A 22,605-nucleotide genomic window follows, 5' to 3' on the forward strand; every position below is an offset into this window, starting at 1 on the left:
AGCCCATTTTATACGATAGCCGCTTCCTCCATGGGAACCCCATGAAATTTCACTCCAATCTGCATTTACAGCATCGGCATAACGTGAAGGATGATAAGGTGGATTGCTGCTATTTTGAGTAAAAAAATGTGCTGCTGCATTTCCGTTACCCAAAAAATTGGCACTGACTCCGTGTCCAGCAAAAGCAAAAAATCAACAGAATTTGCATTAATACCAGTTAAGTCACTTTCCCATGCATATTTATCAGCATGTGAAAATGAATTGATAAAGATGCCTGAACCAAGTGCACTCTTTAATTTGTTTACATATTCAACTCCATAACGGTCTCCAAAATTGCAACCTCCTATCGACTGATACCCGTCTACGCCGTCAAAGCCGCTATAAAGTATTAAGCCACCAGAAGCACTTGCTTTATAAATATTGAAAAACGATAGTCCGCATATTGATAGAGAAAGTATAAATACAACTGCATTTAATGACTTGTATTTTTCCATTTCAATGCCTCCTTGTACAATATTTTTTATTTTCTTTTTCAAATTCAACATTTGCTATCTTTTCTAATAAAATCTTTCTTCGCCTTTCCTCCTTATCTCAGAGCCTTGCCCTCGGTTTAAAGCATCACCTCCAATCCCGAGGGAGATTCCGCTCCTGTTTATACCTTATTTTATACTCTCTCTTGTCAATACATTTTTAAGAGATTTTTGGTTTTAGTGAAATTCATTTTGCACTTTAAGCAAAAATCCTTCCTCATATAATAAGACTCTCAAACTCCAAAAAAGTTCTACAATTTTTATGGAATTTTTGTGCAAATTTACGGATCTCGTCATATGCCTTTTTAGAGTGCAGTAGTTTCACGGTTTTCAATTTTTCTTGTTTAAGGCAGGGCTATTTTACATTCAATCTATCAATCTATTTTACAATTTTATCTAAGTAGTTTAACCGCTCGTTAATGGTATTAAAATCCTTTTTAAGTAAAATTTTCTCTCTCATCGGGCTCTGTGCCCATGGGAGCTCAAATATAGTGGCGAGTAGAGTTTTTATATTCTATCTACCCACAATTCGCCTAATCAGAGGGATTTAAAGGGATAATTTTTACAGAACTTACTCGTAAAAACTACATTACTTAAATTAGTTCTTAATTATATGGTTTACTTACAGAATCACTTACGCTACCACTTCCATACCAGAGATAAGTATCAGGAGTTATTGTTGTGCCGCTCCATTCCCAGTCAACACTATCATTATATGTAGAAGAAGTGTCAATGTTAGCACCTGTATAGTCTAGAGATCCAACTTTCGTGTAGTACAGCGTCTGGCCATTTATAACATAGGTAATTAAAGCGCCATTCCCAAGACATGTTTCAGCAGGTTGAAATTTCCATCCTCCTGTCGCATAATAACCTACCTTGCTTATTAGTGCTCTCCAATTTGTGTTGTTCACAACGTTAGGGCTTTCAACACCAAATTGGAAATGTTTAAAAGTGACAGGAATTTGGTTTATATAAACAGTAGATGTTCCAACAAGGAAAGTGGTAGAAGAAAAAGCAGAGCTACTCCATGAATAAATTACTGGTGCATCATACTGAAGAGCTGAAAGATTGGGATATGCATAGAGTTTATAAATAATATTCGAGCCACTCACTTCCATTCTCTCGTAAAAAGCTGGATAAGAAACTGAGGCTATGTTGTTGCTTTGCCCAATTTGATAAGTACCATCAATCTTCCACCACTGAGGAGCCCAATTAATGTTTCCTGTAGTGCTTCCATTATTATATAATGCCACTCCGTTTTGGAAGATGCATCCTGTTTGTGTGTTTCCCGTTCCAGTAGCTCCAGCTACACTTATAACACCACCAAGCCACGTATTAGTTCCTATGAGCTGTGGATTTGTAGATTGATAACTAATTGAAGCAATGACTTTATTAGTAGTTGTGAAGCTATTATTAAAGTAACCACCTACATAAGGTTGTGCTTGCTCAGCGCAGATGAGACTCGGAAGTACAAAAATTAAAAACAAGCAATACATGCTGCAAACAAAAATGCGTAAAACTTTGCTCATGTTCTCCTCCTCTAATTAAAATGTACAAATGCTAAAACTTGGAGCAAGTTCTGAGTCATTTGGTATCAAGACTACATTTGTATCTTCGCAAATTATTCCATAAGGATTTAAAGTGAAGGGCTGTACATCATTAGGAAAATCTTTAGGAATGCTTAAGGTCATTACAACATCGACAGATTGTCCCGCCTTAATCGTAACTGACTTTTTATTAAAACTAATGTAGTCGTTAATATTTACTTTATCGGTTCCCTTGACATTTCCATCTTTATCTCTTATTGGGTAATAAACTTCAACCTGTCCACCTGACATATCTTTGGGATCAAACTTTACATGGGCTTCGGTTACGGTTGGATCATAACTTACAAACGTTAAAAGCAGTGGTATGGTAAGTTTTTCGCCTTTTTTCAAAAGGTAGACGCCCTTCTTTGGTTTTGGAAGAGAATATTCCTTTAATGGAGAATTAGGAGAGAGGCTTATATCAATATAACCCTTAGTATTATACTCTTTTGCTATCTTTGGATCACGTAATTGGGATGTCAAGAGCATAGGTATTGCAAAAGAATGAGTGTCTATATACCTCATTGTAAAGTAAGTTGCTATAGATCTATAAAGTACTATTCCTGCAACTGCCAAAACAATTAATAAAATTGCTATGTTTTTTTTCTTCATTTTTACCTCCTAGTTAAAATTTTATTTTAATTTCTCTTTTCTTAAAATTTGATTTTATCTACCCTTTTTTCTTTTTTCCCTTTTTACCTCCTTTTCCTCGGAGCCTTGCCCTTACATTGAGGGGTAAACTACACCCCTCAAACTCCCCAAAAAGTCATTTTCCTTTTCACTTTATTTTATCAATCTCTTCCGTCAAGACTTTTAAAAATTTCCCTAAAAGATTTTTCCTCTCATAATATAGATACAAAAACCTTAAAAAAAGTTCCGTAATTTTAAAAGAATTTTTTTAAAAAGTTCCTAACTCGACAAATTTCAAAGTGTATTCATTTGTTTCGGCTGCTTATCCTTAATTTCCTCTAAAAATTTGAAATCTTTTTAGACCAAAATTGGGAGACTTATTTAAATTAAGTATGATGTCTCTTTGCTTTATATGATACTAAATTAGTATTTTAAATTATGATTTTTTAAATTTGAATTTTTCGAAACAAGTTCAAAATGCATATCAAATAACATAGTATTTATTGAACGTTTAAAATTTGAATGTTTTATTGCAAAAGTTTTTTAGTATAATGTTGAAATAAAGGAGAGCAAAATGGATATAGTTGAGGTAAAAAATATTTCAAAAAGTTACGGAAGTATTCTTGCAGTTTCTAAGTTGAGTTTTTCCGTTAAAGAGGGAGAAATCTTTGGCCTTTTAGGACCAAATGGTGCAGGAAAGACAACAACTATCTCGATATTATCAACACTTATTAAGCCAGATGAAGGCGATGCGTTTATACTTAGCCATTCTGTTGTAAAAGAACAAGGCAAAGTTAAGAAGTTAATTGGAGTTGTGCCTCAGGATATAGCACTATACCCAACCTTAACTGTCTATGAAAATCTTTCGTTTTTTACGGATTTATATGGCGTAAAAAACAAGAAAAGTGCAATCGAAAAAGTTTTGGATATCGTTCAACTTAAGGAGCGAGCAAAAAGTCGAGTGGATACTTTGTCAACAGGTATGAAAAGAAGACTTAATATTGCAGTTGGTCTTCTTCCAGAGCCAAAGGTTTTGATTTTGGATGAGCCAACTGTTGGCGTAGACGCACAAACGAGAGCAAACATTCTTGAATCAATAAAGGAACTAAATAAAGATTCAGGTATTACTGTTATCTATACAAGCCATTATATGGACGAAGTAGAGTATCTTTGCAATCGGATCGCTATTATTGATTTTGGTAAACTGAAAGCATTAGGAACACTTCAGGAACTTAAGGCGATTGTTTCCGAAAAGGATGTCATTGAACTTTCTTTGGAAGAAGAGGTGAATAACTCAACAAAAGAGAAAATTTTAAAGATCGAGGGCGTTAAAAGTGTTGAGGTGGCACAGAAAAGCATAAAAATTGTAGTAAACGGCACGAACGTTGTGCTTCCAGAACTCATAAAAGTTATTTCAGTTACTACAAAGATAAGATCAATCTCTATCAAAGAGCCAGACCTTGAAACAGTTTTCCTTGCACTGACTGGGAGAGCACTTAGGGAATGAGGAAAATTCTTGCAGTTGCCTTTAAAGATATAAAAATTCGTTTTCGTGATGTTAGGTTTATTTTTACAGTTTTACTTTTACCATTGCTACTTATTTTCTTTATAAGTTCGACATTTTCGTTTAGTTATGAACCGTTTGAAGTGAATATTGCGGTATTAATTGAAGATAACGATCTTGGGAAAATATTTCTGAACGACGTCTTTAAGGGCGAAGAGTTAAAAGATATAATAATAATTAAAAATGTTAGCTCTGTAGATGAAGGAAAGAAACTTTTAGATGAAGGCGATGTTTCTGCATTTGTATATATTGATAAAGACTTTTCAAGAAAGGTATATGAAAATGAGGATGCAAAAATATACGTCTATGGAAACCCAAATGAGTCAATTAAACCCAATTTTGTAAAAGAGGTGAGTGAAATTTTTGCACTTAATGTAATGCGTTATAGAGCAATTTTGAATGGCCTTGTTGGGGTACTTTCAAATAGGATAAATGATAAATCACAAATAAGTTATGAAGCGTTAAATTCGTTTTTTAAAGAACTTTCGGATGCGTTATCAAAAGAAAGAACGGATCTTCTCAAACTAAACACACAACTTGCAACAACTAGGTCTATCTCTTCATTTGAGTATTATTCAGTTGGAATTGGTGTTATGTACATTATGTTTGCAACAAATATGTTTTCTGAAGCGTTCTTTGAGGAAATGCGCTATAACACACTTTACAGGCTTCTTACTGCACCTATAAGCAAGATTCAAATTTTTGCGGGGAAAGTGCTTGGCGTGTTTCTAATGGGGTTTATTGAAATGCTTCTTATTATTCTTTTTTCTTATTTTGTTTACGGAGTCCGTTGGGGAAACATTTTAAATCTGTTAATTGTTTCCATTATTACAGTTTTTACATTTTCGTCACTTTCGCTACTACTTGCCTCTTTAACAAAAAGTGAAAGTGAAATTTCTTCAATTGGTCCTATTGTTGCACTTGTGTTTGGTTTTTTAGGAGGGTCAATGTGGCCTTTATTTCTCTTTCCGGATTTCCTAAAGAAGTTATCAATGATTATTCCAAATAGATGGGCAATAAACGTATACATATCCCTTTTATATGGTGATAGTTTCACGTATATTTCAAAAAGTCTCGTTATTCTTACTATATTTGGTTGCGTTTTTCTTTTGCTTTCCTTAGTAAATTTTTCAAGGAGAGATTATGTTTAAAAGCGTTTTTGCGATATTGAAGAAAAACCTATACGTGAGTTTTAAAGACAACGGGTTTCTCCTATGGCTTATCGTTGTACCAATATTGTGGACTTTCCTTCTTGGGATTGTTCAGGAAAATTCTAAGAATTCTTTTATAAACATTGGCGTTTGTTCTCTTGATAAAAGCGAGTATGGGCAATTTTTGATTGAAGCACTTACAAGGGAAAGTGGTGTAAAACTTTACACATATAGCGATGAGGAGAGCCTAAAACGTGCCGTAAGGAGCGAAGATATTGAGTTAGGGCTTGTTTTTCCTTATAGTTTGGCGGAAGATCTAAGAGCCCATAAAAGTGTAGAAATTTATGCATTTACTTCTTTAAATTCCTCTTCAAAGTTGGCGGAGAGTAAATTTAGAAAGATCTTAACAAGGCTTTCAATTGATGTCCAGGCAACTTTGGCAGCAGATTCTCTTGTAAAAGAACTTGGAATTCCTGAGCAAAATAAAGTAAAACTTGAAAAAATTGCATTCGTTTTATCAAACACTTATCTTGAAGAATTCCCATCTGTATCCGTTGAGTACTTAAATTCATCTTCAAAACAAATTATTCCCGAAGGATTTGTCCAAACTTCTCCTGGGTTTCTATCGATGTTTCTTATGATGGATATTTTCTTCGCTTCAGGCTACCTTATATTTGAGAAAGAAAAAGGACTATTTAAAAGATTATTAACGTTTCCAATAAGTAAAGTATCAATAATTACTGGTTATTTCTTGTATCTTTTTATTGTAGGCTTTATTCAATTTTTAATACTCTCACTGTTTGGCCAGTTTGTTTTATCGGTTGATTATTTTAAAAATCCACTCATCACATTTTCTTTTGTTATATACATATTTTGTATTGCGTCATTATCGATGGTTGTCTTTACATTTTCAAGAAAGACAAGCGAAGTGTCTGTCTATGGAATTGCTCTTTCAATGGTTTTGAGTGTTCTTGGAGGAAGTTGGTGGCCTGTTGAAATAATGCCACCTATTATGAAAGTAATCGCAAGGTTTACACCCCAATTTTATGTACTTGATTCATTTAACCGTTTGTATTTTTTGAATAGAGGATTATATGAGGTATCAAAAAATTTACTTGTTCTATTTCTTGTTGGGATAGTTTCGCTTTTAGTTTCTATAATTCTACTTGTGAGTAAAAATTCCGCTAAGTAAATTTAAAAACATTCAACAATTACGAATTTGCCTTTAGTTAAAGGCTAATCTTAAAAATATTTTTGAGTAAATTTTTGCTTGGGAATTCTTTTAAATTTCAGTTTTTCTTGCAAAATCTACAAAATGCATTATAATATGACTGACCAGTCAGTCAATACAAGGTTGAAAATTGGGTAAATATGTTTGATAGATATACAAGTTTTGAAAATGGCACAAGCAAGTTTAGTTAGTTTCGCTTGTTATTTAAATTTTGGAGGTAGCGGTGAATGGCATAAATAAAAAAGAACAAATAATTGAAGTTGGAGAAAAACTTTTCCTTGAAAAAGGATTCCCTAATACATCTGTTGAGGATATTACAAATGCTTTAGGGATAGCAAAGGGCAGTTTTTATACATATTTTTCTTCAAAGGAGGAATTATTAAAAGAAATCGTTTCAAGAACTCTTAAAAACATTTATGAAGAACTTTCAAAGTTCTCCTTGGAACATAAAAGCGCCGAAGAGTCGCTTGAGGAATTTGTTTCCTTAAATATCGAACTTGCAAAGTCGTATGGTCCATCAATCATTATATCTCTTAGAGACTTTGGCATGTTTTTAGAAAACGGAAGAGAAAAAGCCCTTGGAAGCACAATTTTTGAGAGTATCAAAAAACTCATTGAAGAGTTTCTTAAAAATACCATTGGTAGTGCTAACGAAGAAAGTATCATGTATATCACAGGTATTTCACTTTCGATTTGGATTGAAACGTTTTTCTTTAAAAGAGAAATCAACAAAAAAGAGATGGCAAAACTTATCTTGGATGGATTAAGGAGGAATAAATGATTGGAGTAATTGGAGGAACAGGGCATCTTGGTAATGTCCTCATAAGAGAACTGTTAAAAAGAGGTGAGCATGTTGTTTGCATTGTCCCAAAGGGTGAAGATCTTACACCCATAAGTGGTCTTGCCGTTGAAGTTAGAACAGGCGATATTACAGATTTTGAAAGTATTAATAAAGCACTTTTTGGTGTTGATTACGTATATCACACAGCAGGTGTTATCTCTATAAGCAAAGGGGAATGGGAAAAGTTATATAAGGTAAATGTTTTGGGCACAAGAAATGTGGTTGAAGCGTGCATAAAAAACAACGTAAAGAGGCTTGTCTATACAAGTTCAATACATGCATTTAAGGAGCCCCCACTTGATTTACCTATAACCGAAGATATTCCGTTAGAGCCTCAATTTGGCGAATATGCAAGATCTAAGGCTCTTGCAACCTTAGAAGTCTTAAGAGGTGTTGAAAGAGGTCTTGATGCGGTGATTGTTGCACCAACAGGGATTATTGGCCCCTATGATTTTAAGGTTTCAGAAATGGGGACACTAATTCTCAAATATATGAACAGTAAATTATTTTTCTATGTTGATGGTGCTTATGACTTTGTTGATGTAAGGGATGTTGCAATGGGTGAAATTCTTGCAATGAAAAAAGGAAAGATAGGTCAAATTTATATCCTTTCTGGAGAGAAAATAACCGTAAAAGAAATCCTTGAAATACTTAGGAATATCTCAGGAAAAAGAATATCACATATAAAAATTTCATATTCTCTTGCAAAGTTTTCTGCGCTCTTTACCCCAATTATTTCACAAATCACAAAAGAAAAGCCTCTTTTTACGCTTTATTCTCTATCAGTTCTCAAATCAAACTGTAATGTATTAAAGGACAAGGCGATTAAGGAATTGGGATACACTTCAAGGCCATTAGAAACATCATTAAAGGATGCATATTTGTGGTTTAAAGAAAATTATAGAGGAGGAACACATTTTAAAAAACTTTCACCGAATGTATCGCAGTGATTTTAAATGTTAGAAAGATTCTTTCTCCTAATTTAATATCAAGTTCATCAAAAGACCTTTTGGTGATAAGTGCATTAAGAAAAACATTTTCAGCAATCTTTAATGAGATTGTCACAAGGCCGTTTTTATTTACGATTTTTGATATAATGCCTTCAAATTGATTTCGTGCAGAAGACTTTAAAAGCTCTTTTGAAAGAGTTATATCTTGTGGATGAATAAAAACAAGAATTTCGTCGCCTATGCTATAGTTTCCTGTAACATAAAGAAATTTATCTTGGACTTGCACTTTTGAAACAGTATCAACTACCTCGACCACACGCCCTTTTATCACATTTACCCCTATAAGGTTTGCAACTTCTTCATGCTCTGGCGTGAAGAAAATATCCGATGGCTCTCCTATTTGGAGTATTTTACCATTGCTCATTACAGCAATTCTATCCCCTACGATACTTGCTTCATCAAGGCTATGCGTCACAAAGAGTGCACTCTTACCGAATGTCTTTATAATTTCTTTTATTTCTAATGCAACTCGTTCCTTTTCAGTGGGTGAAAGTTGAGATGTGGGCTCATCAAAAAGAATTAAAGGTGGGTCAAGGATAAGTGCCCTTGCAATTGCAACTTTTTGTCTTTCTCCACCACTTAGTTCTTTTGGGTATCTCCCCAAAAGGTTTTCAAGTTTAAAGAATTTTACAAGGTCATAAAAGCGCTTAGAAGGGTCTTTTATTTTCTTAAAGCGAAGGCCAAATTTGATATTTTGCTCAACGGTTAGATGTGGAAACAGTGCAAGCGTTTGGAAAATATAGCCAATGTTTCTTTCTTCAGGTTCCCTGTTTGTTATATCGACACCATTCAAGACAATTCTTCCTTTGAGAACCTTCAAAAATCCTGCAATTGTATTTAAAAGTGTTGTTTTTCCAGAGCCGTTTTCACCAAGAATTGCGATGATTTCGCCTTCGTTTAAATATAGGTTTATATCTTTAATATAAAAGTTTCCTATATGTGTGGAAAGTTCCTCTAATAAAAGCACTTTACTCATTTTATTCTCCTTCCAATAATCCTTAGTATCGCAAAAATGAGAAGAGAAATCGCAAGAAGTGTTGCTGCAACAGAGATTGAGGTTTCAAGGTTATACTGCGTATATGCATCGTAAATGCGAATAGGTGCAGTCATCGGGTAATAGGCAACAATGATAACTGCGCCGAATTCTGAAATTGCCCTTGCAAATGCGGACAAGAATCCCGATATAATGTGCCCCTTTACAAGAGGGATATCTATAAGAAAAAATGTATGCAGTTCTTTTGCGCCTAAAACTCGTGAGGCATTCTCAAGCGACTTGTCAACATTTCTAAAACCTTCCTTTACGGTATCCACAAAGAATGGAAAAGAAAGATACATCATTGCAATAATGACAGCAAAACCTGTTCCCATAAGTTTTAAATTGAATGCATTGTAAAGGAGTTTTCCTATTACACCATCTTTTCCAAAAATGAGGAGAAGTGCAATGCCTGCAACGATATGGGGTGTTGCTAAGGGTGTGTCACAGATTGCCTCAACGATGCTCTCAATTTTCCCAAAGTATCCCTTTCCCAAAAGGTATGAAAGTGGAATACCAAAAAGAACACTGAGAAGAGAAGAAATGAATGCAAAGAATATGCTATTAAAAATCGCATTAAGGTTCATCGGGTCTTTTAAAGAGGCTACAATAAAGAAAAGTTTTGGATATGTGATAAGTCTTAAAAGCGGAAGAACTACAAACAATATGCTAATTGCAGCAATTATTCCAAGCGCCCACTTAAAAATCAGTTTCATAGATTAATTATAGTAAAATGTAAAAAAGTTGTGATGAATCAAAATTATAAATTTTCAATTCCCTCTTATTTGTAAGTTGAATTTAAATTGTTCCACATAAATTCTTAGTTTCAATTTTTAAAACTGGCATTCTGTCAATATGAAATGCTTTTATAAAATGACTTCACAAAGAATGACAAAAAACAATCACAAAAGTTAAATTAAACAACTATTGAGACCATCATTTAAAACTACTCACACAATTTATTGAATTTGCATTACCATTTATTATGTGCCGCAAGATATTGTCCTTCGTATACATTACAATTGTTACTTTTCAGAATGTAATAATTTTTCACAAATTCTTCCTAAAACCTCTTGACAAAAAAAAAAAAAAAAATTGAATATCATCTTATAGAAGCATTCTTAAAAAGGAAAATTAGTAAGTTATGTTGAAAAGGAGGATTAATGTGGGACTTACTGAAATAGGAATGAAAGAAAAGCCCTCAATTCCAATGAAATATAAAAGGGAATCGAAGATTATGCATCAAATATCGCTTTATGTTACAAAAAATCACATCTCATTCAAAAACTTATTCGGTAAGCCATGGCTTAAATTAATAAAAGAAAGGAGGTGAAAAGTATGATAATCATAGAGCATGGTTCTATGGTTCCGCTGTTCGGTGGTGAGCCGAATTTCTGTGGATGTTTTATCTCACCGGTTAAAGCTTCTATCGGGTAGTTAAAACTCCACCCTCGATGCTATTGTAATCGAGGGTGGAACAATAGGAGGGTTAACACATGGAAAACAATAAAAAAAGTGTGCGTATTTCAAAGTATGTTTTAATAAAAAAAGATTGGCCAAAGGAAGGTTTTAATCTACTATTTAGCACTCTTACTAAGAGTGTAGTGCTTTTGGAAGATAAATTTCTAAACAGTATTGAGAATAATAAGATAGAAGATCTACCTGATGAGGTTATCAAACCTCTTTTAAATGAAGGAATATTAACAGATTCTTCTAATGAAAGCCAGAATTTAAGATATTTGTTTCAAAAGGCTAAATTTAGTACTAAATCTTTTGGAGCCATGATTTTGACTACATTTGATTGTAATTTTAAATGCGAATATTGTGTAGAAAACGATGTAAAGGACATTAGAAATGAGAATATGACTGAGGAGGTAAGCAAAAATATTATTTGGTGGCTTGAGAGAAACATAGAGGAGAGACACCCCAACGACGTAGAATTAGTTTACTATGGCGGAGAGCCTCTCCTCAATAAAACTCCTATTTTTACTATATCCAAAGAACTATTCAAAACCGCTTCAGAGAAAGCTTTTAATTTTTCTTTTGGTATTATTACAAATGGAAGCGTGAGTCTATCTTCTGAAGAAATGAAAGAACTTAAGAATTACGGTTTGAAATACTTTCAGGTAACTCTTGACGGACCTGAATTTATTCATAACTTAAGAAGACCATATAAAAGTGGAAAAGATTCTTTCAAAGATATAATTATCAATTTGAGAAAGTTCTTAGAGTTTGTGCCAGTATTCGTAAGAGTTAATATAGATAGAGCAAATGCAAATAGTATAAGCGAACTATTAAACTTTCTTCATAAGGAAAATTTAGCCTCCAGGATTTTTTTGGACTTTGCTCCGAGGATTAAATCAGGTTTGGCACCGCATTTTTGTGATGCGAATATAATGCCGGATAAAACATTTTCTGATACCGTGAAACAATTACTTCCGATTGCAAGAGATTTAGGCTTTTCTGTTGCAAGAAGATTTGTGGAAATTGGACCATGTCTTCTCACTTCAGAGTCACAATTTGTAGTTGATCCTATTGGAGATATCTACAAGTGTAGTGGATTCGTAGGTAGGAAAGAATTTTGTGTTGGAAACGTTAAGGATGAACATTTTAGCGGCAAGTTTATTGAATTTATAACTATGGATAGATGGGAACAATGTCTTGACTGTCCATATGTTCCATTGTGTGGCGGAGGATGTGCATACGAATCCCTTGTCACCTTTGGGGATTATAACAAAAAACTATGCAAAAAGGCGTTATTTGCTGGGACGACCATGGAAGTACTTACAAATTCACTGCACAATAATGTAAATATTCAGAAAGCATTGGAGGAAAAAGTATGGAAAAAGTCCTAACTGTTTTAAACCTATTAAAAATTTACCCTAACGGTAAAAACGCAAATAATGGCATAAACATCGACGTAAATAGGGGGGAAATTGTTGGACTAATAGGTCCAAACGGTGCAGGGAAAACAACACTTGTAAGACAAATTCTGGGACTGTTAAAACCAACAGGAGGCACAATATCAATTTTAGGAGAAGATATATCTTTGCAACCTTCAATAATTAAACGAGAAGTAGGATATGCCCCTCAATACCCTCTTTATTTTCCTTCTTTAACTGTTGAAGAAACCATCGGTTTTGCCCTGCGATTGAAAGGGTTTAAAGGTGAACAGTTAACAAATAAGCTAAACGAAATTATTGATTTTCTTAATTTAGGACAGGTTAGAAAGTATTATGGATACCAGCTTTCGCCGGGACTTATAAAACTGATGCTTATTGGCGTTGCTTTTGCTCAAGCAAGAAGTCTTCTCATTCTTGATGAACCTACTTCTATGGTTGACATTGTGAGCAAAAGTCGCTTATGGGATAGACTTTCGCAGTTTAAGAACAATAAGGCAATTTTAATTGCAAGCCATGATATGAACGAAATAAAGAAATTAGCTGATAGGGTGTATGTAATTTTAGACGGGAAAATTATTGCAGAGGGAAGTCCAAGAGAGATTTCTTTGTTGCTCGAATTGCCTTGCAATGTAATATTTTCTTCTCTTGACGCGTTACGTGTAAAGAGCTTTTTAGAGGATAACCATATTGTATATTCATTAGGGGGATCGGTCTTTACTGTATCAGTAGGAAATCTTAATTCTGCAATTGATATCATTAAGCAAATAAACGACATTACCCCCATCAATTATATACAATTTGAAGCACCTTCTTTTGAGACTGCAATAAGAAAAATTCTGGAGGAAAAAAATGGACAAAATTAAAATTGGCGTAGAAATAGAGTTTAAATCGCTACGAATTTATTGGCTACAACTTTTTGTTGTTCTCTTTTTGCTTCCGTTTTCTTATCTCTTCATAATGCTTCTTTCAAGCGGACGCAATATTAGCAAAGGGCAAATTGCAACCCTTTTAACCGGATACCTTATTGTGACGATGGCAAGTGCGTTTATTAATATGCTCAGTTTGAGAATTACAAATACGAAGCAACCAGAAGTTCTGGAACTTTACTCAACTTATTCTATAACATTCCCGCAGATTATTGTAAGTCAATGTATTACTTATACTTTGCTTTTACTTCCAATCATTATAGTTGTCTTTTTATATATCATTTTTAGTTTGTAAAGTGTTAACATCCCCGTTTTTATTGCCGGTATAGTTATAGCTATTCTAGTTTTATTACTGTTTTCTACCTTTCTTGGTTTGATTATGAGTAACCTCTTTTTGGCAAACGGGCTGTTTCAAATTCTATTTATGATTTTCATTATTTTTTCTCCATCATACTTTAGTATGCAATCCCTGAGCAAATTTTTCCAAATTTGCCTGCTTTTTAATCCCGTAACTCATATTTTGAATATTTTAAGGAGTCCTTTGATGATACCATCTGGCTTTAATATCAAATGGTCTTATTTATACCTTATTGTAATGTCCATATTACTTTTCCTATATATTGCAAAAAGAGTGAAGAAAACCTATGTTTTAGAAAAAATCTTTTGATATAAGGAAATCGAAATGTTTAATACCTAATCTGAGTGATTCCCCAAGCTTTCATCATATTTCTCTTTGGTAAAACACACATTTAATGCATATTTCGAGCACAAATAAAAGGTAGTGCCTTCGTTTTTTGGTGATAAGATACATTGTAGAGACCTTCCTACAACCTATTGACAAAAAAAATTGAATATCATCTTATAGAAGCATTCTTAAAAAGGAAAATTGGTAAGTTATGTTGAAAAGGAGGATTAATGTGGGACTTATTGAAATATGGATGAAAGAAAAGCCCACAGTACCAATGAAATATAAAAGGGAATCGAAGATTATGCATCAAATATCGCTTTATGTTACAAAAAATCACATCTCATTCAAAAACTTATTCGGTAAGCCATGGCTTAAATTAATAAAAGAAAGGAGGTGAAAATGATGTATAAGCCAGTAATTACAAAAACCTCGGAAGAAGTTGGTTTAATGACGGCTGTAGGCGGAGGGATTTTGTGTATCTGCAGTCGAGCAGTTGAAATGTAATAAGGTTTGTGGGAAGGGCAGCCCTTCCCACAAAGACTAGCTTGGGAAGAGGAGGAAATTCGATGAAAACATTAATGATTAGAGAAGCGAGATGGGATATAACAAGTCAATGCAATCTGAAATGCAAACACTGCTATGCCTCACTTTTAAAAGGTCCTGATCTTTCCTTCGATAAAGTAAGAGCAATCATAGACAAACTTTTGTTATTTGGATTAAACTGGATAACATTTACTGGTGGTGAACCAACTCTGAGAGGAGATTTGCCGTCTATAGTTCAATACTGCAAGAAAAACAACATAGGCGTTGATTTGCTAACTAATGGAACAGTGTTAGAATCCCAGAAATTTGTAGAATTATTGGATGCAGGAATTGATCAAGTTCATTTTAGTTTGGACGGTATATCGAGCGTAACGCATGATAAGATACGAGGAATAAAAGGATCTTTTAATAGAACGCTTAAGAATATCAATTTTTGTGTGTGGTATAGGAATGAAAACAAGCTAAGTGCAAAAATTGGGGTAGACTTTACTTTACAAGGAGAAAACAAAAAGGACGTACCTTTTTTGTTGGATTTTTTTGATAGTTTAGGAATTGATGTATTGATTGTAAATAATGTTTGGTTGGTTGGAAGAGCAATTGACAACAAAAATGAAGTTGAGATTACCAATAAAGAAGTTATGGAAAGTTTCGAATTAATTTCTCAAAATTATTCAATGAAGAAGAGAAACTTTGAGTTGTATCTTTCTGCATTTCCAAATGAGTCAAAATTTTTGAACCTCAAATATTCCGTACGGTTGCCTACATTCCAAGGTGCCTGTCCCGCAGGTTCAACGATTTATATTGATCCTCAAGGTAAAGCACTACCATGTTATTCGCTTGTATTCTTTAAAGAAACCAACCCGGAAGTAGGTGAATATTTGAGGTATTGGGATGTGCTCTCAGAACCTATAGAAAAGGCAATAGAATACTTCAAGCCTTTTTTAGACTTTGCTCATGATCCGAGCCCTAAAAATCCTTACTGTAAAAGCTGTTCAAATTCGAGTTACTGCAGAATTTGTCCATTAATTCAAGCGTTTGAGGCGCAATCAATTAATGAGAGATGTCTTCCTTATCTTCCCAAGATAGATTCTTTAGAGATACCAATTGAAAAAGAAAGTATTCCTTCCTTCTATGATGATGTTGAGTGGAAATTAGTAGACAATAATTTGTCTGTGACGATTAAAAGAAAGAACTTTTTTCAAAAAAAGACCTTCACGTTAGATGCGATGGCAAAGGATGTAATAAATTGGATAGATGGTAAGGTACAAATTAAGGATATTTGTGTTCGCCTTAAAGACAGATATAATATAAAAATTGAGGATTCTTTAAATTTTGTAAAGGAAGTAATTGAATACTTTTATAAGGAGGAGATACTAAAGATATGAAATACAGATTGTTAAAAGAGAGAAGTTTTTTTCTTTACGTATTTGGGCAAACTGTTTCTGTGTTAGGCGACGGCTTGTATCTAATTGCAATTATGTGGCTCATCTTAAAGATAACAAACAATAAAGGATTGGCAGTCGGCGGAGCATTTTCAGTCTTCTCAATTGGTGAACTCATTTCGGGCTTTATTGCAGGTCCGATTGCTGACAATTTTAATAAAAAGAAAATACTCATATTTACAGATTTCTTGAGAGCTATAATCGTATTTTTACTTTACTTTTTAGACACTCTGAATTTAATAAATATGTTTGAAATTGTTTTAATTCTTTTTATTCTTTCATTACTTTCGCCCATCTTTAGCACAACGCAATTTACTCTAATTCCTCTGTTGGTAGAAAAAGACGAACTTCTCGAAGCGAACGGCATTCTCACTGGATTTACTAGAATTTCACAAATTTTAGCCCCTTCTTTAGGCGGTATTCTTGTAGCACTTTTAGGTTATAGTACCTGTTTTCTTATCGATGCAATTTCTTTTTTAGTTTCGATTACTACGATTATTTTTATAAGGCTTAAAACTAGCCAAGTAAAGGAAAAGGCAACTAATACTGTTTTTTCGCTACTTGAAAGTTTTAAGGAGGGATATAAATTTTTACTATCTTCAAAATTCCTTATGGTGCTTTCTTCCTATGCACTTATCGTGAACTTGTTAGGTGGTGCACTTCAGCCACTTATTCCTATTTTTTCAGAAAAGTACAATTTTGGCTCACAGGGTTATGGTTATATGATGAGCGCTTTTTCTTTAGGGTTTTTGGTATTGAGTCTTTCAACAGAGTTTTTGCCAAAGAAAGTTTCCGAAACGCATCTTATGCTTTATGGGCTCACTTTAACAAGTATTTCTTTGGTTTTATGCGGGGTATTTAAAGAGCTTATTCCAATTTTAATTCTTTTCTTTATAATTGGACTTGGCAACGGGCTTACAAATTTGCCAATAAGTGCGCTTTTCCAGCAAACAGTAAAAATCGAATTACTTGGAGTTGTTACAAGTTTTGTATTTACAATTGCGCAAGCACTTCAGCCAGTTTCAATGGTAGTTAGCGGTTATCTTACGGAAAAGCTTTCAGTTTCATCACTCTTTATTTTCATAGGATTATTTGCTCTACTTACTTCTCTTGCTGGATTTGCTATTCCCGCTTTTAAAACGTCGCCAAACGTAACGGAAAGTAAACTTATAAGAAGTGATTAGAAAATTTAAAACTAAAGTTAAATAAAACCTAAAATTAGTCGTTTTTTGTATATTTTTTATGCTTTTGCATTTAATTTAGATAAGTTGAGTATGTGGTAGTTTAACCATACTTACTATGTCTTATGTATCTTAACCCAAAAATCTTCAGCTTATCTATCCTATTAACTTATTTAATTTTTGGAAAAGAATATTACCTTTCAACTTTTTTCTTTCATAGCACAAAGGAATCGTTTCTTTTTTGCATCTTTCTGTTTTGTTGTGTTTAATACTTTATTAGGTTTATTCATTACTTTTGATATTTCAACGTTGTTTTGATATGTATATCGCTATTACCTAATTTAATGAATGCACACTAAGACACACCTTTTCTAAGTAGTTCGATAAATCATTTTACCTTGCAAGCGTCCTTAATACTCTATATAGGTTTCCTCTAAACCAATCTGCGCATGGATGTGAATTATTAAATGTGAGATTTTCCTTTTAATAACGCTTTATTATTAGAGAATTAAACATTTATGGCAGCCTCAAGTGTATGTGACTCACACAATTTATTGAATTTTTCATTATCATTATTATGTTGTGCAAGAGATTTGCTGTTTGTATACATTACAATTGTTACTTTTCAGAATGTAATAATTTTTCACAAATTCTTCCTAAAACCTCTTGACAAAAAAAAAAAAAAAAATGAATATCATCTTATAGAAGCATTCTTAAAAAGGAAAATTGGTAAGTTATGTTGAAAAGGAGGATTAATGTGGGACTTACTGAAATAGGAATGAAAGAAAAGCCCTCAATTCCAATGAAATATAAAAGGGAATCGAAGATTATGCATCAAATATCGCTTTATGTTACAAAAAATCACATCTCATTCAAAAACTTATTCGGTAAGCCATGGCTTAAATTAATAAAAGAAAGGAGGTGAGAAAAATGGGTACAGATAAATTTGCCGATCCTACTATTAAATTAGAGAATTCTTTTATTGTAAAAAGCGACCAGGAAAACCATTTTTATGAAAACTGTGGGATTTACATTCTTATCGAGCCGGAGGAAAGTTTTATGTTAGTTGGTTGTGGTTGCAGTACAAGAAGTCAGAGGGCAGACCAAGTAGCAATATAATTGCTGAAAGGTATCTCTCTTCTCTTAGCACTTTAAAGAGAAGGGAGATACCTAAACGATTTTAATGTATTATTGTTGATTTTATTCGTTTTGGTATGAAAAAGTGAAAAAATAATAAAGAAACGTGCAAAATAAATTATTAAAAGGAAAAATTATGAGGATTAAAAAGCGAGAATTACCAAATTACGTCCATTTGTTTCAGGATGGTGATAATGTTATCATCTTCGATTTATTACGTCAGGGAGTATTCGAGACAAACATAAGACAAGTAAATAATTTTGGACTTCTAAAAAAATACGGTGTTATACCAGATGAATTAAATTCGTACGAAGATAACTTTCTTAAATTATGGGCTAGGAGCATTTGTTATAATACCAACATTTTTTCATCTTATATCTTACTAACTTATAATTGTAATATGAAATGCTTATATTGCTATGAGAGAAACATAAATGTAAAAAGGAATGATTCAGATACGAAAACCGTAAATAAGATTCTAAAATGGATTAAAAACGAAGTAAAATTTAATAACTCGTCTTTAATTGACATTGCCTTTTTTGGTGGAGAACCGTTACTCAGAAATGATTTACTGGTTTATTTGGCGAGTGATTTAAAACTTTTTAGTAATTTAAATAATATAAAATTCAATTTTACTCTTATAACAAATGGAACACTTCTTTCACCGATTATTTTACTAGAATTAATAAAAGCTGAAGTTAAAACAATTCAAATAACATTAGATGGTTGGAAAACAATGCAAGATTACTTGAGGCCGTTAAAAGGCGGAAGGAACTCTTACGAGCTAATTTTGAAAAATATTTCTGAGAACAGAGAAATAATTAAAAAGAATAACATGAAGATAATAATAAATGTAAATCTAAATTGGTTAAATTCTAACGTAGAAATAATAGCGCCTCTTTTAGATGATCTAGTAAAAATCGATTTAGGAAACAATTTAATATTATCGTTTTCAGAAGTATTTTGCCCTATTGGTGAACCGTCAAAGTCTGTACTTTATGAACATACGATGCACTGTTAAAGAATATACTCCTCATTCTCACTACCTACACTATTATATACGATTGAACTGCTCGAAGAGTGTGTAAAAAAAAGAAAATAGGTGGCAAAGAAATGATAGAGCTTGTTCAACGTTACAGTATTAAAGGTTTATCTGTTTTAAAAGCCACAAAGGTTCTTTGTTTTCCAAGGAGTACATACTACAGCAATTTAAAATTGGATAAAGGGAACCAAATAGAGACTAAAGTAGTGAAGTCTAAAGGAAGGCCGCGCAGCAGAACCACATGGAGATTTATCTATTCAGATAATGATGCTTCAGATAACTGTGTAAAGAAAGTAAGTGTTGATGATAAAGCTCTCGAAGATGAAATCTTGAATCTTTTCTCTAACGAATTTATTTGTTATGGATACCGTAAGGTAACATGGTTTTTAAGGAGGAATGGCTATGAGATCAACCATAAGAAGGTCTATAGGCTTATGAAGGAATTCCATCTATTGCGCCCGAAGCTTGTAAAACATAGAGTTAACATAAGAAGAGTCAAGGAGTATAAGGTTGAAGCGTTAAGGCCAGATGAAGTTTGGGAAATAGATGTTAAATGCATGTACATCCACGGTGAAAGAAGGAATGCTTTTTTATGCAGCGTAATTGACTGCTTTACAAGGGAAGACCTTGCATACCACTTTGGAAGGCATTGTCTAAAAGAAGATGTGTTAAGGGTTCTTGAAGAAGCCTGCAAAATGAGAAACATAAGTTTCTCAAATGTTTTGTTGAGGGTTCGTAGTGACAATGGCTCTCAATTCATTTCCCGTCTTGTTAAAAGTTATCTCGAATCCATCGGAATAGAGCAAGAGCACATTGATGTAGCAACCCCTGAAGAGAATGGTTTCATTGAATCCTTCCATTCAATAATCCAATCTGAATTCAACGAGAGGTTTGAATTTGATACCTTTGAAGAATGTAGACAGAAACTGAAGGAATGGGTAACATTTTATAATAACAAAAGGATCCATTCTGCCATAGGCTACAGGACACCTAAAGAATGCTATGAAGAATATATGAAGAATTCATTAAAGTTATTGACACATTAATCCTGGCTGATTATACTAATGGAAAACATAAGAAGGTATAGTACAAAATTTAAGAATAAATTGTCCAGATTTAGGGGGCCAAGCCAAAACATAAAAAAATGAAAAAAGAAATATGAGAAAGTTGGAAGGTTGAGTCTTAGAATGAATGTCAAACTAAAATTTTGAAAAACTCAATATACAAGTGGGGAGATACAAGGACTTTTTCAGAGGTCTCCATACAACCTCTTGACAAAAAATTTTTTTTGTAAAGAATATTATTTGAAGAGGTTTTGAGAGTTGCAAGTGAGTTAGGAAAGAAGTCGGAGGAGAAGCGGAATGTTTAAAGGTAGTGAAGAACAAGTTCTACTTTACAAATTTTGCAACAAGTAGAAAAGGAGGAGATAACTCTTATGAAAACAGTAATTAGAAATGTGAATCATCTAAAGATTTGGCATTTTTATAATTTAGATGAAAATGGTTACAATGCACTTGAAGAACTTGCTAAATTTTATGGTCCACTCAATCCCCTTGTTAAGGTTAATACTTATTTTAGAACCTTAAGAGAACTCCCACTTTCAATAGCTCACGGAGTGTATAGTGACCTTGATTTTATAATTCAGAAATTAACATGTGATGTTAGTAATAATCCAGGTCTTACGAGTAGAATGTTTGGTGGTGGGAAAGGAACGGGTTTATCGGCTGTTTTTGCTTCCTCAGTTGGGGAGATAGTCGAAAGAATGTTAGGTTGTTTGTCTTATTTTATGGTAAAGGATAAATTGGTTTTTGGCTCCTTTAAAGATCTTCAAAAGAAAGGTTTTAACCTGCTTTCGCCCGATAGTACCTATTTGTTCGCTGATGAGCAATTGAACAACACCGTAAATGGGTTTGATAAATTCACCGTAGATACTAAGTTGAGTTGGATAGAGGGCAAAAGACTTTTAAACAATGAAAAAGTATGGGTTCCAGCGCAATTAGTTTTACTTTATTATATACCTCAAGAAAATGAAGCACGAATAGGATTTTCAACGAGCGGTGGCTTATCTTTACATATTAATGAGGAGGAGGCATTATTTCATGCAATAACTGAATGTATGGAGAGAGATGCTTTGAATATTGGGTGGTATAGTAGAATTCCCCCATTCGAAATTGAATTAGATGAAATTAGTGATATAAGGCTAAAGAAAATAATGGAATATGATAAGAGTTTATTGAATAATGTTAGATTTTATTATCATAACATAGATATGTTTGATTTTCCAATTGTGACAGCAGTAAAATTTGAGAAAGACATTACAAAATTTTCTTATTGTTCAGGAGCAGGAGTATCTGATACTATTGAAGGAGCAATAGTAAGTGCACTAAACGAATATGCTCAATCTGAAGCGAATCTGAAGCTTTTATTTTATTGTCCAGAATGGATAGCCTCGAGATCTTCAGTTGAGGTTTTTGATTTCGATGAAACAAAAGAATTAAGTGAATTAAAACTTTTTTATCAAATTGTTCCTTATTATGGTGCAAAGGCTAATTTCGGTAAATTAGTTTGGTATTTTGAGGGTAATAAAAAGATTAAACTATCAGAGTTGAAAAAATATGACAGAAAAGCAAATTTATCAAGGTTAGATAACTTAAAAATCCACTTAAAGCAATATGGTATTGATCCAATAGTTTTTGATTTCACCCCTCCTCAGTTCAATAGCTTAAAGTTGGTGAAAGTATATATACCAGAGTTGACACCTGCTTTCTTAAGCAGTAAACCACTCTTCGGACACAAAAGGTTCTATGAAGTACCTAAAAAATTAGGGTATTCTGATAAAATGAATAACTATCAGGACCTTAATAATGATCCAATACCTTTTCCATAGATTTTTGTAGAGGTTATAGATATAAAAATGATGAAGAGAATTTTGTTTGATAGGAAAAATTGTAGTTTTAGAGTGGCTCCTGTTGCCAAATTTAAACGATAAAGAAAGGAGGGTTCTGCTATGAAGATTAGACTCTTTAATGCAGGCGAGGATCGCGTCGCGCGACGTAACGTCGCAGCATTAGGGGATGGTTGGTGTTGTTGGTGTTGGTGTGAGTAATTTGGTAATAATTTAGTTTTTACTTTAGCCTAAGTTTAACATAAAAAGGGCAACAGGAGCC

General features: G+C 33.3%; 23 protein-coding genes. 18 read left to right on the forward strand and 5 right to left on the reverse strand.

Features of this window, described 5'->3' with window-relative positions; genetic code table 11:
• Positions 1-65: 65 nt before the first annotated feature.
• The 3 genes from CSE_RS00360 to CSE_RS00370 all read right to left on the reverse strand — a co-directional run bounded on the left by CSE_RS00360 (position 66) and on the right by CSE_RS00370 (position 2,728).
• Positions 66-494: a hypothetical protein gene (locus CSE_RS00360; protein WP_041725995.1), complete on the reverse strand. Its 429-nt coding sequence runs from the start codon at positions 492-494 to the stop codon at positions 66-68.
• 641 nt (positions 495-1,135) lie between these two features.
• Positions 1,136-2,026: a hypothetical protein gene (locus CSE_RS00365; RefSeq protein ID WP_156785875.1), complete on the reverse strand. Its 891-nt coding sequence runs from the start codon at positions 2,024-2,026 to the stop codon at positions 1,136-1,138.
• A 48-nt stretch (positions 2,027-2,074) separates the two neighbouring features.
• On the reverse strand, positions 2,075-2,728 hold the full coding sequence (locus CSE_RS00370) for a hypothetical protein (RefSeq protein WP_014452624.1): 654 nt from the start codon (positions 2,726-2,728) through the stop codon (positions 2,075-2,077).
• Between the two features lie 592 nt (positions 2,729-3,320).
• On the opposite strand from CSE_RS00370, the gene CSE_RS00375 reads away from it, so the two are divergent.
• From CSE_RS00375 to CSE_RS00395, 5 genes are all read left to right on the forward strand, one after another.
• Entirely contained in the window at positions 3,321-4,253 is a 933-nt protein-coding gene (locus tag CSE_RS00375; protein WP_014452625.1) for an ABC transporter ATP-binding protein, read from the forward strand.
• Positions 4,250-5,461 (forward strand): ABC transporter permease, encoded by a 1,212-nt coding sequence (locus tag CSE_RS00380; protein WP_014452626.1) that lies wholly within the window; start codon positions 4,250-4,252, stop codon positions 5,459-5,461. The genes CSE_RS00375 and CSE_RS00380 overlap by 4 nt, the downstream gene beginning before the upstream one ends.
• Positions 5,454-6,653: an ABC transporter permease gene (locus CSE_RS00385; RefSeq protein ID WP_014452627.1), complete on the forward strand. Its 1,200-nt coding sequence runs from the start codon at positions 5,454-5,456 to the stop codon at positions 6,651-6,653. Before CSE_RS00380 ends, CSE_RS00385 begins: the two co-directional genes overlap by 8 nt.
• Positions 6,654-6,915: 262 nt before the next feature.
• On the forward strand, positions 6,916-7,473 hold the full coding sequence (locus CSE_RS07760) for a TetR/AcrR family transcriptional regulator (protein ID WP_014452628.1): 558 nt from the start codon (positions 6,916-6,918) through the stop codon (positions 7,471-7,473).
• Positions 7,470-8,483: an SDR family oxidoreductase gene (locus CSE_RS00395; protein WP_014452629.1), complete on the forward strand. Its 1,014-nt coding sequence runs from the start codon at positions 7,470-7,472 to the stop codon at positions 8,481-8,483. Before CSE_RS07760 ends, CSE_RS00395 begins: the two co-directional genes overlap by 4 nt.
• On the opposite strand, the gene CSE_RS00400 is transcribed toward CSE_RS00395, so the two are convergent.
• Both CSE_RS00400 and CSE_RS00405 read right to left on the reverse strand, forming a co-directional pair.
• Positions 8,452-9,519, reverse strand: a complete 1,068-nt coding sequence (locus tag CSE_RS00400; protein ID WP_014452630.1) for an ABC transporter ATP-binding protein — start codon at positions 9,517-9,519, stop codon at positions 8,452-8,454. The two genes, CSE_RS00395 and CSE_RS00400, sit on opposite strands and share 32 nt — an antisense overlap.
• Positions 9,516-10,292, reverse strand: a complete 777-nt coding sequence (locus CSE_RS00405) for an ABC transporter permease (RefSeq protein ID WP_014452631.1) — start codon at positions 10,290-10,292, stop codon at positions 9,516-9,518. Before CSE_RS00405 ends, CSE_RS00400 begins: the two co-directional genes overlap by 4 nt.
• A 449-nt stretch (positions 10,293-10,741) precedes the next feature.
• On the opposite strand from CSE_RS00405, the gene CSE_RS08455 reads away from it, so the two are divergent.
• The 13 genes from CSE_RS08455 to CSE_RS00450 all read left to right on the forward strand — a co-directional run bounded on the left by CSE_RS08455 (position 10,742) and on the right by CSE_RS00450 (position 22,325).
• The gene (locus CSE_RS08455; protein ID WP_014452632.1) at positions 10,742-10,909 is read left to right on the forward strand and encodes a hypothetical protein; all 168 of its coding nucleotides are present in this window, start codon (positions 10,742-10,744) and stop codon (positions 10,907-10,909) included.
• 163 nt (positions 10,910-11,072) lie between these two features.
• Positions 11,073-12,431 (forward strand): radical SAM/SPASM domain-containing protein, encoded by a 1,359-nt coding sequence (locus CSE_RS00410; protein WP_156785876.1) that lies wholly within the window; start codon positions 11,073-11,075, stop codon positions 12,429-12,431.
• On the forward strand, positions 12,416-13,342 hold the full coding sequence (locus CSE_RS00415) for an ABC transporter ATP-binding protein (protein ID WP_014452634.1): 927 nt from the start codon (positions 12,416-12,418) through the stop codon (positions 13,340-13,342). Before CSE_RS00410 ends, CSE_RS00415 begins: the two co-directional genes overlap by 16 nt.
• Complete coding sequence (locus CSE_RS00420; RefSeq protein ID WP_014452635.1) at positions 13,329-13,700, forward strand: hypothetical protein; 372 nt, start codon at positions 13,329-13,331, stop codon at positions 13,698-13,700. The genes CSE_RS00415 and CSE_RS00420 overlap by 14 nt, the downstream gene beginning before the upstream one ends.
• A gap of 21 nt (positions 13,701-13,721) precedes the next feature.
• The gene (locus CSE_RS08635; protein ID WP_407919063.1) at positions 13,722-14,072 is read left to right on the forward strand and encodes an ABC transporter permease; all 351 of its coding nucleotides are present in this window, start codon (positions 13,722-13,724) and stop codon (positions 14,070-14,072) included.
• A 250-nt stretch (positions 14,073-14,322) separates the two neighbouring features.
• Positions 14,323-14,490 (forward strand): hypothetical protein, encoded by a 168-nt coding sequence (locus tag CSE_RS08365; RefSeq protein ID WP_014452637.1) that lies wholly within the window; start codon positions 14,323-14,325, stop codon positions 14,488-14,490.
• Between the two features lie 169 nt (positions 14,491-14,659).
• On the forward strand, positions 14,660-16,021 hold the full coding sequence (locus CSE_RS00425) for a radical SAM protein (protein ID WP_014452638.1): 1,362 nt from the start codon (positions 14,660-14,662) through the stop codon (positions 16,019-16,021).
• Positions 16,018-17,262: an MFS transporter gene (locus CSE_RS00430; protein ID WP_014452639.1), complete on the forward strand. Its 1,245-nt coding sequence runs from the start codon at positions 16,018-16,020 to the stop codon at positions 17,260-17,262. The genes CSE_RS00425 and CSE_RS00430 overlap by 4 nt, the downstream gene beginning before the upstream one ends.
• A gap of 754 nt (positions 17,263-18,016) precedes the next feature.
• Entirely contained in the window at positions 18,017-18,184 is a 168-nt protein-coding gene (locus CSE_RS08460; protein WP_014452632.1) for a hypothetical protein, read from the forward strand.
• Positions 18,185-18,189: 5 nt separating this feature from the next.
• The gene (locus CSE_RS00435; RefSeq protein ID WP_014452640.1) at positions 18,190-18,378 is read left to right on the forward strand and encodes a hypothetical protein; all 189 of its coding nucleotides are present in this window, start codon (positions 18,190-18,192) and stop codon (positions 18,376-18,378) included.
• Between the two features lie 154 nt (positions 18,379-18,532).
• On the forward strand, positions 18,533-19,417 hold the full coding sequence (locus tag CSE_RS00440) for a radical SAM protein (RefSeq protein ID WP_014452641.1): 885 nt from the start codon (positions 18,533-18,535) through the stop codon (positions 19,415-19,417).
• Between the two features lie 92 nt (positions 19,418-19,509).
• A complete protein-coding gene (locus CSE_RS00445) occupies positions 19,510-20,484 on the forward strand; it encodes an IS3 family transposase (protein WP_014452642.1) in 975 nt (324 codons plus the stop codon).
• 389 nt (positions 20,485-20,873) lie between these two features.
• Positions 20,874-22,325 (forward strand): YcaO-like family protein, encoded by a 1,452-nt coding sequence (locus CSE_RS00450; RefSeq protein WP_014452643.1) that lies wholly within the window; start codon positions 20,874-20,876, stop codon positions 22,323-22,325.
• The last annotated feature ends 280 nt before the right edge of the window (positions 22,326-22,605 follow it).

The organism is Caldisericum exile AZM16c01 (genome assembly GCF_000284335.1).
GTDB lineage: Bacteria > Caldisericota > Caldisericia > Caldisericales > Caldisericaceae > Caldisericum > Caldisericum exile.